We start from the raw sequence: 16,199 nt of genomic DNA, 5'->3' as shown, positions 1-16,199 counted from the left end.
TCTCTACCCCCATGCAGATTGCAGATCCATTGAATCAGAGGGACGAGCCCACTGGAATACGGCTGCTCTTTTGCGAGAGATATGACACGACGCCTCACTGCTGTTCCGACTCTTCTGCAGATTCTCTCCATAGACAAAAGAGAAATAACAAAAGATAGTAATTGACCATATAGGATTCAGGCTTTCACGCTCCGCCACAGAATGGAGGCGGTCTGACGGCACATATAGAGAAGATACCCACGGGAATCCCAGGGCTGGATGAGATGCTGGAGGGCGGGATACCGGTGCCGTCCAGCGTTCTTATCTCTGGAGAGACAGGAAGTGGAAAGACAACCCTGTGCATGCAGTACCTGTTCAAGGGAGCGGAGCTTGGGGAGCGCGGGATATACTTCATGGCCCTCAGCGAGCCTGCCGAGCTGATGCTCAGGTTCATCTCCACATACGAGTTCGTGGATCACAGGCACTTCGGCACTCTTATAAGATACATCGATCTCGGTGAGGTGATCGAGAAGGGAGATGAGGATGAGATACTGGAACTGATGGATCGCGAGGTCAGGAGCTTCATGCCAAGAAGAATAGTCATAGACTCCCTCCCGTTCATCAGGACGGTGCTGAAGGACGGCTACAACAGATTTCTCTTCAGACTGGGTGCCATTATGAAGAGCTGGGACAGCGCCGTTCTGATAACAGCCGAGTCCAGATCGAGCACTCCATATCCTCAGGATATTGCCTGCATAACAGATGGGGTGATAATACTCTACAACATGGAGATAGGCAGGACCAGAAGGAGATCCCTGGAGATACTCAAGATGATGGGCACATCACACCGCGCTGGGAAGCATGCTCTCGATATAACCTCGAAGGGCATCACGGTTTACCCGGGACTGTAGGCCATGACCATATCAACGAAAGGACTATTCGAGCAGATCGAACTGTGGGTGCTGGCCTTTATACTAGCTGTGGCTCTCTTCAACTGGCCGATCCTCTCGATACCCAGCCCAAGTGAGAGGATATTGGGATTCCCCGAGCGTCTGGTTTACATTATGTTGGTATGGATGCTTGTGATACTCTGGGCATACATATTCGACAGGAGGGGGTCCAGTTGAGCGCACCTCTCTTCGCGTTCTCCATCATACTTACGTACCTCCTCCTCCTGAGCATCATAGCATATTACGCCGACAGGCAGAGGCAGGCGGGCAGGAGCATCGTCTCTAATCCATATGTCTATGCTTTATCCCTTGCAGTATACTGTACAGCATGGACATTCTATGGAAGTATTGGAAGGGCAGCAACAAGCGGCCTCGGTTTTCTCACGATATACATCGGACCAACACTTGCAATGCTCCTCGGATGGGTGATGATACGCAAGATAGTCCGCATATCAAAGGAGTATCGACTCACGTCTATCAGCGATTTCATAAGCTTCAGGTACGGCAGAAGCTATGCAATAGGCGCGATAGTGACCATTGTGAGCATGATGGTAGTCATACCGTATGTCGCACTCCAGTTGATCGCGATATCAAGCTCAATACAGATAATAAGCGGAGGAGATACATTCTGGGGTACAAAGCTCTCCGTGGCGGTCCTGCTCGCTGTATTCGCCATAATATTCGGAGCGCGCCACCTGGATCCGATGGAGCGGCACGAGGGTTTGGTGGCAGCGGTTGCGTTTGAATCAATTGTCAAGCTGGCCGCATTTGTTGTGGCAGGTGTTTACATAACATGGGGGATATTCAACGGATACTCTGAGATAATAGACCGCGTCCTCTCAACAGAGAATTTCTCTCATCTCATAAACATAGATTACACATCCTGGTTCTCGCTCACCCTGATATCCTTCTTCGCTGCGTTTCTTCTCCCCAGACAGTTCCACGTCATGGTTGTTGAGAATGCTGATGAATCGCATATACGAAAGGCGATGTGGCTCTTCCCGCTTTACCTCCTTCTGATTAATCTTTTCGTTCCAGCGATAGCCGGAGCAGGCCTGCTTCTGGGAGTTCCTGGCGTGAAAGATATGTTCGTGATAGAGATCCCGTACTCCGCGGGCAACATACCTCTCGCAGTGCTCGTGTTCATAGGAGGAGCGTCTGCTGCCACTGCGATGGTGCTGGTGGACGGTGTTGCAGTTGGCCACATGATGCTGAACGAGCTGGAGCTGCCGTACCTCATGAGGTACTTGGGGAGGGGAAGAGGTCTCCCCGGGCTTCTGCTCAACGCTAAGCGCATCAACATCATTCTTGTGGTGATGCTCGGATACCTTTACTCCAGGGTCGTCGAGTACCAGAGCCTCGTGGATATAGGTTTGATATCATTCGTGGCAGCAAGCCAGATGGGGCCAGCGGTGATCGGGGGCCTTTACTGGAGAAAGGGCAGCAGGGAGGGGGCGATCGCAGGCATGAGCGCAGGGTTTGTGCTCTGGCTCTACACTGCACTCATCCCCACAGTTGTCAAGGCCGGCTGGCTTCCGCAGTCCATTCTCGAATCAGGACCCTTCGGGATATCTGCGCTCACTCCGACTAACCTCTTTGGTGTGGATCTGGATCCCTGGACTAACTCGGTGTTCTGGAGCATCTTCGCAAATGCGAGCCTGTATGTGCTATTCTCCCTGATGAGCAGCCCGACGCCTGAGGAGAGGGTCCAGGCAGAGGGGTTCGTTGAGATATTCAGCGAGAGAAGGGAAGCAGTTCCGATCGAGAGACCTGCCATAAGACTGGGTACGGTCGACGAGGTTGAGTCGATGCTCGCCAGGTATATAGGAGCGGAGAAGGCCAGGATGCTGATAGATGCGGATCTTGCGAGGCTTGGAGTCTCAAGAGATAAAGTCGATGCCAGGCACCTCCTGGACCTCTGGGATCATGTGGAGAGGGTTCTCACAGGCTCGCTTGGCACATCAACAACAAGGATAATAGTTGAGGAGCATATCACACCCAGGCCAGTTGTTGAGAGGGTGGAAGCAGCTCCGCAGAAATTCAGTCTCGAGCCTGGAAAGATCTACTTCTCAGCTCAGAATGCCTATGAGGTGTTCACGGATCAGGTAACGCATGGATTTGAGGGGCTGTGTGTCACACGCAGACCGCCGGAGGATGTGAGAAGCAGGTACAGTCTCAGGAAGACGCCGATCATATGGCTTAACCAAAAGAGAGAGGGTGGTGAGAAGCAGATATCTCCCACAAATCTTCCACTGCTCTTCCTCACGATAAAGACATTCGTCGAGACCTGCAGGAAGGGTATAATACTTCTGGACAATCTCGAGCATCTTGTTCTTGTCAATGAGAATGTGATACCTGCGGAGGATCTGCTGGATTTTGTCAACCAGCTGGAGAATCTAGTCCACAGAACGAACACCAGACTCATCCTGGCGGATTCGTCTGATTTCATGGGGTTCTGTGCTGTATCTGAGGCGGAGCCTGTGGAAGTAAGGGGTCTGATATTCACGGCAGGCCCTCTGCCGTCTTATCTCCTCAGGGTTTTTATACTTGCCATAATCGGCGGGACGAGATCTCCAGAGGCTGCAATGGACATCGCAAATTCCGTTCTCAGCGAACAATCAGAGGTCGCAGAGGGCGCATCATGCGATCCCGACATGCGCGGCAGGGGATTGATCGAGATAGATACGCGGTGCAAGATCACGAGAAGGCATTTCTTCACGATAATAAGACGCATCTGCACCTCCGTGAGCAGGGTTGATCCCGACTTCGATTCTGTGAAAGTATTGAGGCCGCTCATCGAAAAGTACGGCTTCAGCATCTATGAGCTGATACTGAATCCAGGAACGACATATGCGATCGAGGAGGACAAGCCGGTCCGGTGCTTCGAGATATTCAGCGAGCTGGTACACGCTGGGTTAGAGGGGTTGTGCATATCCAGGTACAACCCTGAGAGCCTCCGTGAGAAGTACGGGATCTCACCTGAAACAGTCATATGGCTCACACAGAAGACAGAGGAGGGGAAGTTCAGATCCGTGGATCCAACGAACTTCCCGAGGCTCAGCTCAATGATATCAGATTTTCTGAGGAGGACCGAGTACCCTGTGATACTCCTGGAGGGTATTGGATACCTGATAACGCAGAGCAACTATGAGACCGTGCTGAGGTTTATACAGTCGCAGAGGGATGAGGTCTCGCTGAGAGGAGCTGTGATGCTCGTGCATATCGATCCTCTCTCTCTTGACACAAAGGAGCTGCACAGGCTGGAGGGAGAGATGGAACAGCTGGAGATCTGAGATGCAACCCTTAAGATTGGAGTTTGCGCGATGCCACTTCATATCACGGATGGCTGGGTTCGCGCAAGCTCTCTCAAAGCTCCATCAGCAATTCATTGCGATATGTGGTCATGTAGCGCCTTCAAGTTCTGAGCTTTTTATCAGGGTCTGCTGGATGTTTTGAGGCGTGCTCATACTGATTCTCAGAACATGTTTTCAGAACATAACCCTCAGAATCGTGCTGACAAAAGATAGGTCGCGTGAGATCATCGGCAGAACCCGGAGCAGCACGCGGCTCGGCCTGTCTATATCTCCATGTTCCTCAATTGCGCGTATGGCATCAGGTCTGGATGCGATCGTTCTTATCACCATATCGATCTCCTTATCGCTCATGCGTCTCAGGATATCGTTGACCCTCATTCCCAAAGAGATCTCTCTGCCGATAGCTGATCTCCATTCACGCTCGTATCTCTCAAGCTGCCCTCCAGTTAAAACATGCTCGGCTGCGATCCTTCCTGCGATGCGGCCGCAGACGATCCCAGGGTACACACCGCCGCCGGATGTGGGCTTCACATGAGCTGCAGCATCCCCTACGACGAGCAGGCCATCTGCAACTGTTCTATCGGGAGGACCGAGTGGAAGACCGCCAACAACAAGTGCAACTGGAGAACCCAGGATCCTATTTCGTATTCTGTCTGAGGAGAGGAACTTCTTGAGGTAATGGCACGCTCTTTCTGTGGCGCAGAGCCCAATCCTCGCTGAGCTCCTGGAGATGGGTATCACCCATGCGAAGAGGCCTGGCGCGATGTCTTTCCCTAGATGCACCTCCACCGACTCGATGTCATCTACATCGAATGGAACTTCAACCTGGGCTCCAGATAGCAGGCGTTTTGGAGGAGGGATGCCGGAGCGCCTCGCTATCGATGCCCTCACGCCCTCAGCGGATATCACGGCACGCGCTGCTATCTCTTTATCGCCATGATGCAGAATCATGAGATCTCCTAATCTTCTCAGGGACCTCACATGCGCATTGAGCGTGATCTCGACCCCGTGATGCACAGCAGCCAATGCCATACTCCTGTCGAAGAGTCTCCTGTCTACAGCCCATGCCCGGACATTCGGAGACTTGAACGAAAGCCTGGAGCCGTTCGGGGATACGAAGACCGCGCCCTTGAATGGATTTATAAGGAATCCCTCTGTTTGAATTTCGGATGCCTCGAGCGCGCTGATCCCGAGGAGACCTGCGCACTGGACAGGATATCCTATGGCCATGTGTTCCTCCAGAACGATCGTGCGGGCGCCGCACATCGAAGCATGCTTCGCTGCCATGAGCCCTGCAGGACCTGCGCCGATCACAGCGACATCGTAAATATCCATCGAACACAGCTAAGATTATCTCACATAACATCTTTTTGTGTGTCGGTGTTGAGCTTGGAGATACTCTGGCTTTCAGAAGATGACGTTAAATCAATTCTCACTATGGAGGATGCGATCCCCGCTGTGGAATCTGCATTCGCAGAGCATGGACTGGGGAATGTACAGATGCCGCCGAAGTCGTATCTCTACTATGAGCATGGGGATCTCAGAACGATGCCTGCATACATCAAAAAGCTCGGAGCGACTGGGGTCAAGATCGTCAACTCTCATCCAGGGAATCCAGAAAAGGGGCTGCCCTCTGTGATGGCCGTGATCATTTTGAATTCCTTTGAGACCGGCGCCCCGCTGGCCCTGATGGGCGGCACGTATCTCACAGCGGTGCGCACAGGTGCCGCGGGCGGGATCGCGGCGAAGTACCTGGCCCGGCGGAATTCGAAAGCTGTTGGCATCATCGGCGCCGGAGCGCAGGCGAGGACCCAGGTCATGGCCCTCGCGAAGATCTTTGATCTTGATGTTGTAAGAGTTCTTGATAAGAGCCAGGCGCGCGCGATGGCGTTCGTCTCCGATGCGAGGTCTTTCCTGGATTGCGATTGTGTCCCTGTGAGCGATGGGCGGGATGCGTGCGACTGCGACATACTCGTCACAGCCACTCCATCAAGAGAGCCTGTCGTGCGATCTGATTGGGTCATGGAGGGGACGCACATCAACGCTATCGGTGCCGACGCTCCTGGAAAGCAGGAGCTCGACCCGAGGCTCCTGAGACGAGCGAAGGTGGTCGTCGACGATCTCTCCCAGGCAATCCACTCCGGAGAGGTGAACGTCCCGATATCCAGAGGAGAGTACAGGAGCGATGAGATACACGCCCAGCTCGGGGAGATCATCGCTGGAAAGATGCCAGGAAGGGAAGACGTGAGGGAGATAACAATCTTCGACTCCACAGGCCTTGCCATCCAGGACATCGCAGTGGCAAGCCTGGTTTACAGAAAGGCAAAAGATCTCCGAATCGGCACAGTGCTGGAGTACATGTGAGCTGTGGGACTGTCAGCCAGTAGGGGGTATTCACAACAGGAGGTTCTATGAGCACCGCTGATTACTCCATGGTCGCATGCGGCGTCTTCAAAAAGGAGATCGAGCGCATCGCCGGTGAGCTGGACTTCTCCTTCGATCCTCTTTATCTGGATCCAGGTCTGCATGTCGATTTCGATGAGCTGGCGCTCAAGCTGAGAGAGGCGCTGGAGTCATGTAAAGATAACATGATCATCGTGGTCTACGGCGCCTGCCACCCGAAGATGAACGATCTTCTCGAGGGATACAGGGCTGAGCTGATAGACTGCCAGAACTGCATAGACGCGCTCATAACAAGGCGTGAGGTTGAGAGGATCGCATCCGAGGGGCTGTACTTTTACCTCACTCCAGGATGGATCGAGTGCTGGCGCGACATATTCCGACGTCTCGGCTGGGGTATGGAGGAGGCCCGCCTCGAGATGGGATGTTTCAAAGGCGTGATATTCATAGACACGCTGGGAAATGCAGAGGATTACGAGAATGATCTTCTGGAGTTCATGGACTTCACGCTCCTCCAGTATAGCATAATCCCTGGAAAGCTTGATCACTTCAGATCGCTCATATCTGATGCAGCGAAGAGGCTGGAGGTTCGCTATGGATGAGCTGGATGAGATAAGGAGAAAGAAGCTCGAGGAGCTGAAGCGCGAGCTGGCTGCGAGATCGCAGGGAACGCCCACCATAGAGTACCCAGACAGGCCGGTTCTGGTGACGGACAGCAGCATCGATGCCGGAATAAGGCAGTATCCCGTATTCGTGGTTGATTGCTGGGCAGAGTGGTGTGGGCCGTGCAGGGCGATCGCGCCTGTGATAGACGAGATGGCACGCGAGCTGAAGGGACGCGTGGTATTCGGGAAGCTGAATGTGGATCAGAATCCGCTCACATCGAGAAAGTACGGTATAACTGCAATACCGACACTCCTGGTCTTCAGGAACGGCAGGCTCGTCGACAGGCTCGTGGGAGCGTATCCGAAGCAGATTCTGATGAGCAGGGTCAGGAAATACCTGGATTAGATTGCATCGAGAGCCGAAAAAAGTGAACTACCCTATCCTGAAGGGTAGGGCTTCGCTCTCATCCGGGGACTTCCCGCTGCGCCCTCTCCTCTCCCAAGAGTGAAATATACACGATGATGTGCTATCGGAGCACTGAGCTGGCCGTGTGATCTGATGGATGAATGTCTTCGTACTCTCGGACACCGCATGTGGGGACAGGTCGATCCACGAACTCAAATTAGATTGCCTGCTACCGTTCTTCTACTCCCACGATCAGACCCTCCACCCAGTCCCAGTCGTGCTCGTAGATGTGGGCGGATGCGCTGAGCGTGGTTAAGCTCCCTGGTACGCTTCCTGACTCCCTTGAGACATGATGGAGGAGTTTTGATAGGGCGTACACATTCGCTGGATACGCTCCGGCGAAGTCGTGGCTCCTGAACATCACGGTCAGGTTTAGCCTGCTGGATCTTATTTTGAAATCGCAGACGACCATGCACGGCACCTCCTCCCTTTTGTGGTCTACCTGAGGGATCCAGGTCACCGCGGTCGCCCTTCTCGTCCTGGGGTTTCTCTTCAGGCGATTCACGATCTCAGCGATCTGGTCCACTTCTCCGTTCCACGACCTGAGGCGCTCTCCGTAGGTGTACTCGAACCCCGGGTTCTCAGGTGAAAGCAGCTGTGATGCATATTCATCCAGCCGCTCCTCTGTCCATGAGTACTCGCGTGGAGCGATGCAGGAGCTGGCGTCCTCTATTACCACCATTAGGTTCATCAGCTCCTTCGTCCTGGAGCCCCTCTCGTCCTCGATCTCGGCGCCCTGCCGCCATATGATGTTCAGGCCACGCCGCCATGCTTCATCTGCTGCTTTGGCACGAACAAGTCGACCGATATTGTTCATGATAATCCTGAACACGCGGTGTTTGCAAGAATCACACGGAATCTCACATCTCCGAGTGGCTCCAGCGATTCCACCAGATGATTACCCAACAGTGCCATCTATGATCCAGCACCCGGGGTTCTCAGCTCTTCTTCTCCAGCTCCTCCAGCGCTTCAGGAGGAAGCTGCTTGACGATATCTATCTTCTTAACGCATCGGGTCGGGATACCGTACTTCTTGGCAATCGGCCTGAGATCCTTCATGGTGTATTTTGCTGCAATCTCCTCAGCGTCCAAGGGAAACCACCTCTGTTTTTTTAGATCACAAGAATCATAAACATATCGATTGCTCTCTCAGAGGGGTTTTGCTTGGCGGATTTCGAATGGGCGATTGTGAGGGCGTTCAACACATTCTTTGAGGAGGAGAAGATCGAGGCGATCGCATACAGGCTCAGGCAGGCCAGGTTCTCAGCGCAGCACATGGATGTGCTCGTTGACTCAAGATACCCGGAGTATTACCTCGCGATAGAGTGCAAGAGCCTTTCCATGGAAGGTCCCCTCTATTTCAAGCAGCACTTCTCACCAGACCAGATCGACAGAGAGAGCAGGTTCATAGAGCTATCCGGTCGCACAGGGGTGCTGGCGATTGAGTTTCGGGGAGGAAGGGGCAGATCGAAAAGCGCTCGTCTGATACCATGGTCGGTCTTGAAGGAGATCCGCGACTCAGGCGCATCATGCCTGAGCATCGAGACGCTCGAGAGCTATCCGGAAATCCCAAGAAGCAGGGGATGCTACAGGCTGAGCCACGCGATCATTTCAGAGGTGTATAGTGCATGCAGATACAGATGTGGAGACCACATTTGAAATACAGCGGCTGGTGGCATGCCAAATCTCCTATGGGTTGCATTTGAGTCCCGTGCGCCAACAACTTAAAATGCGATCCTGACACAGATTCTGTGGAGCTCAAGGTGCTCATTTCATCATAAGAGGTGAGTCAGTTGCCTCCTGTCAACAAGGCGATAGTCTTCCTGGGGCCTGAGGACTGCTACGGCCCGTGTGGCTGCGGGATGGACATGGCCATTCTGCCTGTGCTTGTGCCGAAGGACTGGTATCTGGAGGAGTGCCCTCCTGAGGTGGCGAACGATTTCTTCTGCATGGGCGAGGACTTCAGAAGGATATGCGGTTTCAGCATCAACAATGTGTTTGAATACGAGATGAACGGCGTCGAGTACTTTGCGAACTTCTCGTGCTGCAGGGAGTGCGCAGAGCGCGCTGTGAGCCAGGGATATGCTGTATGGGCGGACAGGGATTACCCCATGTCTCTGAGGTGAGGTGTTTGACATGCAGGATCTACACAACGCCTGATTGCCCTAGATGCGAGCAGCTGAAGGCGTTTCTTGAGAGCAAGGGTGTGAGCTTTGAGGAGGTCGATATGACCACGGCCGAGGCCCTCACGGAGCTCAGGGTCAATGGAGTATTCACGATGTCAGCTCCTGTTCTCGAAATGGACGGGAGGTTCTACACGACCGGAGATCTATTCGATGGGGATCGTCTCAAGGAGCTGAAGCTCTAGAACTCCATGCCCCTCACCCTGTTTATATCGAACACAGCGGTCCTGGCGACATGCATGACCGCGAAGGTGCCAGCCTGAATCGGATCCGTGACGACCAGATCCGCCTGCTTTGGCACAGTGCCCGCCATCTTCAGCGCTATGACGGGTATCCCCTCCTTCTGGAGCTTCGCCACCTCCTCTGTTATGCGCCCGCCCATCAGAGCGCCGGCCAGGATTAAAATCGAGGCCCTGTGGAGCCTGCCCACAGCGCTCACCGCATCGGCGATCGCGTCCTCTCCCACGAGCGGGATCGTGTCGACGCTTATCCTTTCCCCCCGCAGGTTGTGCCTGTCAGCCTCGCTCACCGCTCCCACGGCGGCCTGGGCGACCTGAGCACCCCCTCCTATGATTATGACGCGCGAGCCGTAGATCTGGTTGAAGGATGGGTGCACGGTGACCTCGTATACCATGGGCATCGATCTGAGGGCCTCGACCATGCCCTCGATTCCACCACGCACATCCCCCTCGATTTCCATGTACACCGTCCCCTTTCCTTTGTTCACGCCTCTGTCCAGGACAAACTGCTGGGTGTAGACGATGTTGCCGCCGTGATCCGCCACCACGCCTGCTATATCGCGCAGCATCCCTGGCCTGTCCTCGCATATTATGTTTATCGCAAAGCTCATATCATCCCCCATGCTTTGGAACTCATCACATCCCGGATGTGATGAAGCAACCAGATGAACCTTTAGTTACAAATGTCTGACAAATCTCAGCAACTGCTTCAGCGGAGTCGATGCATCTCAGATGAGGATCGTATCATGCAGGCCAAACACTTCACTCCTTGCAGCTTCTAGCGCGTGGATTCGGATTGCTGTACAGCTCGATCCCGATCTGCATATCTCAGCAAGGCCTCTTAGGATGGTGATCAAGGTCATGTATCTATATACTGAATATAGACAAGATCTTTATGCTGCACACCGATCTCTGGGATTGTATGAGCGTTTTGCCTACCGCTCTGAGAAGTCTGACAGAGAGGATCATAGAGTCATTACTCCTCATTACAGCAGTGGCGTCCATCGCCATCATGATTCTTATTTTCGCGTACCTCATACGGGAGAGCCTGCCAGCCATCTTCGAGGTTGGAGTGCTGAACCTGGTCCTGGGCGAGAAATGGCACTCGTCTGGAAACATCTTCGGGATGCGCCCACTGATAGTAAATACACTCCTGGTCGCGATACTCGCCCTGGCGATAAACATGTCGGTGGGCATACCCCTTGCAATATATCTCGCAGAGCTCTCTGGGCCTAGGACCAGGGCTGTGCTGAAGCCAGCAGTTGAGCTGCTCGCCGGCGTGCCGTCTATAGTCTACGGGTTCCTCGGCATTATAATCCTCGTGCCGTACCTGGGTAACACATTTGATATGCTCACAGGCAGATCTATACTTGCTGGCGCAATACTGCTTGGTGTGATGTTCATACCCTCGATAACGACGATATGCGAGGATGCGCTTAGGGCTGTGCCGAACGAGTTCAAGGAGGGCTCGATGGCTCTCGGAGCGACGAGATGGCAGACGATAAGATATGTTGTGCTTCCAGCAGCATCGTCGGGGATAACAGCAGCAGTGCTTCTGAACATAGGCAACATAATCGGCGAGACCATGGCTGTGCTGCTGGTGGTTGGAAACATCGCCCGGATACCCACCCCGATATACGATGTATTCGATCGGGGCGCGACGTTCACATCTGTCATAGCCGGGGAGATGGGTGAGGTGGCACATGGTTCCCTGCACTACCATGCGCTCTTTGCAGTGGGGCTGATGCTTCTCACAATAGTATCGATACTGAGCGTGATAGGAGACCTGGCCAGAGAGCGCATCAGGAGGAGGTTTGGTGGATACTGATAAAAGAACAGCAGCGCTCGCAGTCGCAGGCTCGATCCTGCTTCTCTCATCGCTGATTGCGCTTGCCATCCAGCCACAGCTTAAAATTCTGCTCTTGTTCTGGCAGTTCCTCCTGCCGGTTGCGGCGCTCATGCTCATCCAGATGGCTTTCACGCTGAAAACCAGGAATGCGATGGTGGTGTATCTCGATGCCCTGATCATCATCGCGATTGCGATCTTTCTTCTCTTTTCACCCCCGGATCTTGTCATCAGCCCCTTGAACCTAGGGGCTTCGTTCAGCTACAGGCTTCTCGCGCCTGCAGCTTCACTCATTGCGGGCGTTTTGTTATTAAAAGACGCAATCAACATGCTCTACGGGTTCGGTCCAAAAGCGAGAGAGGTTCTGGCATTCACTCTTATCAGAGGCTCGGCGGTGCTGGCCATTGTGATACTCGGCGGCATATTCTCAGTCATCATATACAACGGCATCGGAGCCATAAGCATCGAGTTTCTGACAGAGCCGCACAGGAATCTCGGGCAGGAGGGCGGCATTGTGACCTGCATTGAGGGTACCATGTGGCTTGTCCTAGGTGCCATGCTGGTATCAGCCCCTCTCGGCATAGGCGCTGGCATATATCTGAATGAATACTCGAGGAGTCACACGCTGAACCGCATCATCACGATATCGATAAGCTGCCTCAATGGGGTTCCATCTGTAGTATACGGTCTCTTCGGGCTCGCATTTCTCGTATCCACGGTCGGAATATCCCTGCTTGCAGGCTCCGTGATTCTGGGGCTCATGAACCTCCCCACGATAATTCTGACGACGCAGGAGGCGCTGAGATCTGTTCCTAACTCGCTGCGGGAAGGAAGCGTGGCTCTTGGCGCCACAAAGTGGCAGACGATCCTGAGGATAGTCATTCCATCAGCACTGCCCGGCATACTCACAGGCCTGATAATTGGAGTGGCGAGGGCCGCTGGAGAGACCGCGCCGATCATGTGGACCGCTGTGACCTTCACTCCAGTGTATGTGGACAAGGTCTACGGCGTGGTTCCGGATGTGTATCAGCCTGTGAACAACCTCTGCTACCATCTTCTGCAGCTGATATACTTCCTCGGGGCGTGGGATGTCGAGAAGAGAGCGTGGGGCACAGCTCTGGTTCTCATGGGGCTGGTGCTCGCGATGAACTTCCTGGCAATAGTCGTGAGAAACCACTACAGAAAGAATATAAGATGGTAGGTGCTGCAGCCCTGATATACCCCGGTTCCCCTGCTCAGAGCGATGCTGCGCCCATCACGGCGCGCACAACTTTGAACTCCAAGCCTCGCCGGATGCGTGCCAGGCGAAAAACGCTCTCGAGGAGCAGGCCCTGGCCGTTCACATCAGAGCTACAGCAAAAACTGATTGTACTTATTAATACTTATAGATTTTGGTCAGCGAGGGGATGTCCGAATAAAAGCTGAATTCAGAAATCTGTGGCTTGCTGTTTTTGGGTGGAGGTGATACTCAATCCTTATTCGGACACGTCCGGCGAGCATCGGAACCTCGGATGCCGGATTCAATGCCTGTGAGGTTATATGCCTGCGTGAACGTCTCTCCTGCCTGGGAGTTGCGCACTGCTGCTTCCCATCACACTCACAGAAGAATAACTCTGAGCATACCGCCCACCATCACAGCTGCGAGCAGGCGGAAGACCACCGCTCTGATTGTATCATACGGACCGAGTTCCTTCATCAGCACCGTCAGGGTTGCGACGCATGGAAAGTACATCGCGAGCACAACAGCAGCTATGACGAGCTGCTCCGGTGTGAGACCGAGAGGTACAAACATGCCTATGCCGATGTCCTTTCTCAGGAAGCCCAGAATGAGTGCAGTCGCAGCATCCGCTGGGAGGCCGAGAATGCCCGAGACGATCGGGCTTGCCAGCTCGCCGATGGCCTTCATGAGACCCGTGATCTCGAAGACATTCATCACAACTATGCCAATTCCTATGTAGGGAACAGCCTCTGATATGAACGTCCTGATGCGCACGAATGTCTTCTTGAGCAGAGCACCGATCACGGGCATCCTGTACTGAGGGATCTCCATGAATATCTCTGGTGACTCCTCTCGGATCAGCCTGTGGAGGATCATGCCAGAGATGATGAATACTATGAGGAGGGTTGCGTAGACTGCAAATATGTATCTAAGACCGTGTGGAGCCAGGATTCCGAAGACCATGGCGGTTTGCGATGCGCAGGGTATGCTCATTGTCATGAGCGTTGCTGCAAGGAAGCGCTGCTTCGACGACTCCAGAACGCGCAGCCCCAGGACGCCAGGAACGCTGCAGCCCATCCCGAGGACGCACGGTATTATCGCAGCACCGTGGAGGCCAAGCCTGTGCATAAGAGCGTCCATGAGCACGCTCACCCTGGGAAGGTACCCCAGGTCCTCGAGGAACCCCAGCACCAGATAGAATGGTATGAGGAATGGGAGGACGATGCCGAATGGTATGTACAGTCCGGTTGTCAGGAGGCCGAACGACTCGAGCAGCTCAGGAGATCTTCCCACAAGTATGTCATGCAAGAGTCCAGATGTGTATCTATCAGCCAGCGCGAATACCCAGTAGCTGTATCTGAGAAAGAACGGGTCGCTCACATTCTCAATAAACAGCTCTCCGGCTCCCACGATCAGGCTGAATGAGAGATAGAGGACGATGAGCGCCACGGGAATTCCTGTCCATGGTCGTATCGTGAGGTCTTCCAGCCGCTCGAGGTGAGATGGATGGCGGTGATGGACCTTCTGCACCCTCGATACTATCTCACCCACCCTCTGCCATCTCTCCGTGGGATCGAGGCTCAATGCAGGCGGTCTTGAGCTCATGGAGATCTCGATCGCCTCGACGAGATCGCGTATCCCAAGGCCGCTTGCTGCAACAGTTGGCACGACCTTTATGCCCAGCTCCTCTGAGAGTCTCTTGACATCTATCTCCAGACCCCTTCTCACAGCAACATCCCAGAGGTTGAGTGCGACTACCATCGGGATACCGCGCTCCTGGAGCTCCAGGGTGAGATTCAGGTTTCTCTCCAGGTTTGTCGCGTCCACAACGTTGACTATCAGATCAGCGCCCTGTTCCAGTATGAGATTCGCAACCTCCTCCGCCTTTGAGCTCGGATCAAGTGAATACACACCGGGCACATCGATCAACGCGGCGCTTCTGCCCAGCACATTTATGCTGCCCTCTGTGTAGCTCACAGTTGTTCCGGGATAGTTCGAGGAGATGGCATCAGCACCTGTCAGCCTCGAGAATATCACGCTCTTCCCCACGTTCGGGTTGCCCATGAGAAGTATCTTGAGTGGCTTCTCTTCATGCATATTGAGACTCCGGAGGGAAGGTTATCGAACAGAAAGATATAGCTTCCCTGAGAACCTGTGGAGATTACGATGTATGACCACAGGGAGCATGCAGGAAATGCCGGAGATGTCTGGAAGCACTTTCTGCTATCAGAGGCTGCAGCATATCTGCTCTGCCGTTCGGATCTGGTGTATGCAGAATCGCATGCCGGTTACACTGCGTACACGCTTGCTCCCAATGGAGAGTGGAGGTGGGGCATAGGAAGGTGCTGGCATCTGAGATCAGAGATCGAGAGCCCGTACTTCGCGGTTCTGGAGGAGATGAATGATGAGCATCTCCAGATTTACCCAGGATCCGCAAAGATCATCCTCAGGCTCGGCAGATTTTTCCGCAGGAGGGTTGTGGCTGAGCTATGGGACATCAGCGAGGATGTCGGGAAGAGCTGGAGTGCCTGTCCTGACATACATTTTCATCTGGGCGATGGCTTTTCTGGGGTCATGGATCTCCTGAATAGACGCGATCCAGGGCTTCTGCTCATTGACCCCCCCTCTCCGGATGATCAGGATAAGGCGATCGAGCTTTTAAAAGATGCCTCTGACCGCGGCTGGACGGCGATGAGCTGGCATATCATGGATGGTGCTGCGTTTCCTGAGCATCTGGATCTGCATCCTCTGGTATTCCACGAGGCTGGCCTGGAAGGGGGACGGTGGAGGGGCTGCATCGTGGCTGTATCATCCGGTGATGAATGTCTCAGAAGACACCTCTGCCACCGCGCCGGGAAATTCAGATCCGTCCTGAGAAATCTGGTCGCTGGGGAGAGTGTTGTTTGAGGGATGCAGCTGAACCAGCAGCCGTCGGATTGGCGTTATGAGTGCGTCTGGATGGTCATTCCAAGAAATCTTAAATATGGTGCACTCTCAAC

17 protein-coding genes are annotated in these 16,199 nt (G+C 53.9%); 12 read left to right on the top strand and 5 right to left on the bottom strand.

The genetic code is table 11. From position 1 onward, the window contains the following. The first annotated feature begins 212 nt into the window (after positions 1-212). From MTHE_RS03685 to MTHE_RS03675, 3 genes are read left to right on the top strand one after another with little or no spacing between them, the layout of a single operon-like run. Entirely contained in the window at positions 213-890 is a 678-nt protein-coding gene (locus tag MTHE_RS03685) for an RAD55 family ATPase (RefSeq protein ID WP_327036617.1), read from the top strand. 3 nt (positions 891-893) lie between these two features. Then, positions 894-1,106 (top strand): hypothetical protein, encoded by a 213-nt coding sequence (locus MTHE_RS03680; RefSeq protein WP_175265753.1) that lies wholly within the window; start codon positions 894-896, stop codon positions 1,104-1,106. After that, a complete protein-coding gene (locus MTHE_RS03675) occupies positions 1,103-4,222 on the top strand; it encodes a DUF835 domain-containing protein (RefSeq protein ID WP_011695901.1) in 3,120 nt (1,039 codons plus the stop codon). Before MTHE_RS03680 ends, MTHE_RS03675 begins: the two co-directional genes overlap by 4 nt. A 195-nt stretch (positions 4,223-4,417) precedes the next feature. Here MTHE_RS03675 and MTHE_RS03670 read toward each other — a convergent pair whose 3' ends face one another. Further along, the gene (locus MTHE_RS03670) at positions 4,418-5,578 is read right to left on the bottom strand and encodes a geranylgeranyl reductase family protein (RefSeq protein ID WP_011695900.1); all 1,161 of its coding nucleotides are present in this window, start codon (positions 5,576-5,578) and stop codon (positions 4,418-4,420) included. A gap of 54 nt (positions 5,579-5,632) precedes the next feature. On the opposite strand from MTHE_RS03670, the gene ala reads away from it, so the two are divergent. Genes ala through trxA form a run of 3 tightly spaced genes read left to right on the top strand, consistent with a single transcriptional unit; the run spans position 5,633 to position 7,654 of the window. Further along, positions 5,633-6,607: an alanine dehydrogenase gene (gene ala, locus MTHE_RS03665; protein WP_011695899.1), complete on the top strand. Its 975-nt coding sequence runs from the start codon at positions 5,633-5,635 to the stop codon at positions 6,605-6,607. A 47-nt stretch (positions 6,608-6,654) separates the two neighbouring features. Then, the gene (locus tag MTHE_RS03660; RefSeq protein ID WP_011695898.1) at positions 6,655-7,245 is read left to right on the top strand and encodes a DUF1638 domain-containing protein; all 591 of its coding nucleotides are present in this window, start codon (positions 6,655-6,657) and stop codon (positions 7,243-7,245) included. After that, positions 7,238-7,654, top strand: a complete 417-nt coding sequence (gene trxA, locus MTHE_RS03655) for a thioredoxin (RefSeq protein WP_011695897.1) — start codon at positions 7,238-7,240, stop codon at positions 7,652-7,654. Before MTHE_RS03660 ends, trxA begins: the two co-directional genes overlap by 8 nt. Positions 7,655-7,883: 229 nt before the next feature. On the opposite strand, the gene MTHE_RS03650 is transcribed toward trxA, so the two are convergent. Next, complete coding sequence (locus tag MTHE_RS03650) at positions 7,884-8,531, bottom strand: thymidylate synthase (RefSeq protein ID WP_011695896.1); 648 nt, start codon at positions 8,529-8,531, stop codon at positions 7,884-7,886. Between the two features lie 121 nt (positions 8,532-8,652). After that, the gene (locus tag MTHE_RS03645; RefSeq protein ID WP_175265752.1) at positions 8,653-8,805 is read right to left on the bottom strand and encodes a hypothetical protein; all 153 of its coding nucleotides are present in this window, start codon (positions 8,803-8,805) and stop codon (positions 8,653-8,655) included. Positions 8,806-8,877: 72 nt separating this feature from the next. Between MTHE_RS03645 and MTHE_RS03640 the strand changes: the two genes are divergently transcribed. The 3 genes from MTHE_RS03640 to MTHE_RS03630 all read left to right on the top strand — a co-directional run bounded on the left by MTHE_RS03640 (position 8,878) and on the right by MTHE_RS03630 (position 10,081). Further along, on the top strand, positions 8,878-9,372 hold the full coding sequence (locus tag MTHE_RS03640) for a hypothetical protein (protein WP_011695895.1): 495 nt from the start codon (positions 8,878-8,880) through the stop codon (positions 9,370-9,372). A 134-nt stretch (positions 9,373-9,506) separates the two neighbouring features. After that, positions 9,507-9,839: a hypothetical protein gene (locus tag MTHE_RS03635; RefSeq protein WP_011695894.1), complete on the top strand. Its 333-nt coding sequence runs from the start codon at positions 9,507-9,509 to the stop codon at positions 9,837-9,839. Continuing rightward, on the top strand, positions 9,836-10,081 hold the full coding sequence (locus tag MTHE_RS03630) for a glutaredoxin family protein (protein WP_011695893.1): 246 nt from the start codon (positions 9,836-9,838) through the stop codon (positions 10,079-10,081). The genes MTHE_RS03635 and MTHE_RS03630 overlap by 4 nt, the downstream gene beginning before the upstream one ends. Here MTHE_RS03630 and MTHE_RS03625 read toward each other — a convergent pair. Then, on the bottom strand, positions 10,078-10,746 hold the full coding sequence (locus MTHE_RS03625; RefSeq protein WP_011695892.1) for a DUF5612 domain-containing protein: 669 nt from the start codon (positions 10,744-10,746) through the stop codon (positions 10,078-10,080). The genes MTHE_RS03630 and MTHE_RS03625 overlap by 4 nt on opposite strands. Before the next feature lie 311 nt (positions 10,747-11,057). Here MTHE_RS03625 and pstC point away from each other — a divergent pair, with 311 nt between their 5' ends. Continuing rightward, positions 11,058-11,963 carry a phosphate ABC transporter permease subunit PstC gene (pstC, locus tag MTHE_RS03620; RefSeq protein WP_011695891.1) on the top strand — a complete coding sequence of 302 codons (906 nt, stop codon included), beginning with the start codon at positions 11,058-11,060 and terminating at the stop codon, positions 11,961-11,963. Continuing rightward, positions 11,953-13,182: a phosphate ABC transporter permease PstA gene (gene pstA / locus MTHE_RS03615; protein WP_175265750.1), complete on the top strand. Its 1,230-nt coding sequence runs from the start codon at positions 11,953-11,955 to the stop codon at positions 13,180-13,182. Before pstC ends, pstA begins: the two co-directional genes overlap by 11 nt. Positions 13,183-13,578: 396 nt before the next feature. Here the strand turns inward: pstA and MTHE_RS03610 are convergent, their stop codons facing one another. Beyond that, positions 13,579-15,297, bottom strand: coding sequence for a ferrous iron transporter B (locus tag MTHE_RS03610; protein ID WP_011695889.1), 1,719 nt, complete (start codon positions 15,295-15,297; stop codon positions 13,579-13,581). 69 nt (positions 15,298-15,366) lie between these two features. Between MTHE_RS03610 and rlmJ the strand changes: the two genes are divergently transcribed. Further along, entirely contained in the window at positions 15,367-16,107 is a 741-nt protein-coding gene (rlmJ, locus tag MTHE_RS03605) for a 23S rRNA (adenine(2030)-N(6))-methyltransferase RlmJ (RefSeq protein WP_011695888.1), read from the top strand. The last annotated feature ends 92 nt before the right edge of the window (positions 16,108-16,199 follow it).

The organism is Methanothrix thermoacetophila PT (genome assembly GCF_000014945.1).
In the GTDB taxonomy this organism is placed as follows: Archaea; Halobacteriota; Methanosarcinia; order Methanotrichales; family Methanotrichaceae; genus Methanothrix_B; species Methanothrix_B thermoacetophila.
This window is presented reverse-complemented; position numbering and strand designations above follow the sequence as displayed.

Bases quoted from the DNA above. Each gene is read 5' to 3' on its own strand.
- rlmJ (WP_011695888.1), top strand. From the start codon at position 15,367: ATGTATGACCACAGGGAGCATGCAGGAAATGCCGGAGATGTCTGGAAG.
- MTHE_RS03610 (WP_011695889.1), bottom strand. From the start codon at position 15,297: ATGCATGAAGAGAAGCCACTCAAGATACTTCTCATGGGCAACCCGAAC.
- trxA (WP_011695897.1), top strand. From the start codon at position 7,238: ATGGATGAGCTGGATGAGATAAGGAGAAAGAAGCTCGAGGAGCTGAAG.
- pstC (WP_011695891.1), top strand. From the start codon at position 11,058: ATGAGCGTTTTGCCTACCGCTCTGAGAAGTCTGACAGAGAGGATCATA.
- MTHE_RS03660 (WP_011695898.1), top strand. From the start codon at position 6,655: ATGAGCACCGCTGATTACTCCATGGTCGCATGCGGCGTCTTCAAAAAG.
- MTHE_RS03625 (WP_011695892.1), bottom strand. From the start codon at position 10,746: ATGAGCTTTGCGATAAACATAATATGCGAGGACAGGCCAGGGATGCTG.
- MTHE_RS03670 (WP_011695900.1), bottom strand. From the start codon at position 5,578: ATGGATATTTACGATGTCGCTGTGATCGGCGCAGGTCCTGCAGGGCTC.
- MTHE_RS03650 (WP_011695896.1), bottom strand. From the start codon at position 8,531: ATGAACAATATCGGTCGACTTGTTCGTGCCAAAGCAGCAGATGAAGCA.
- MTHE_RS03680 (WP_175265753.1), top strand. From the start codon at position 894: ATGACCATATCAACGAAAGGACTATTCGAGCAGATCGAACTGTGGGTG.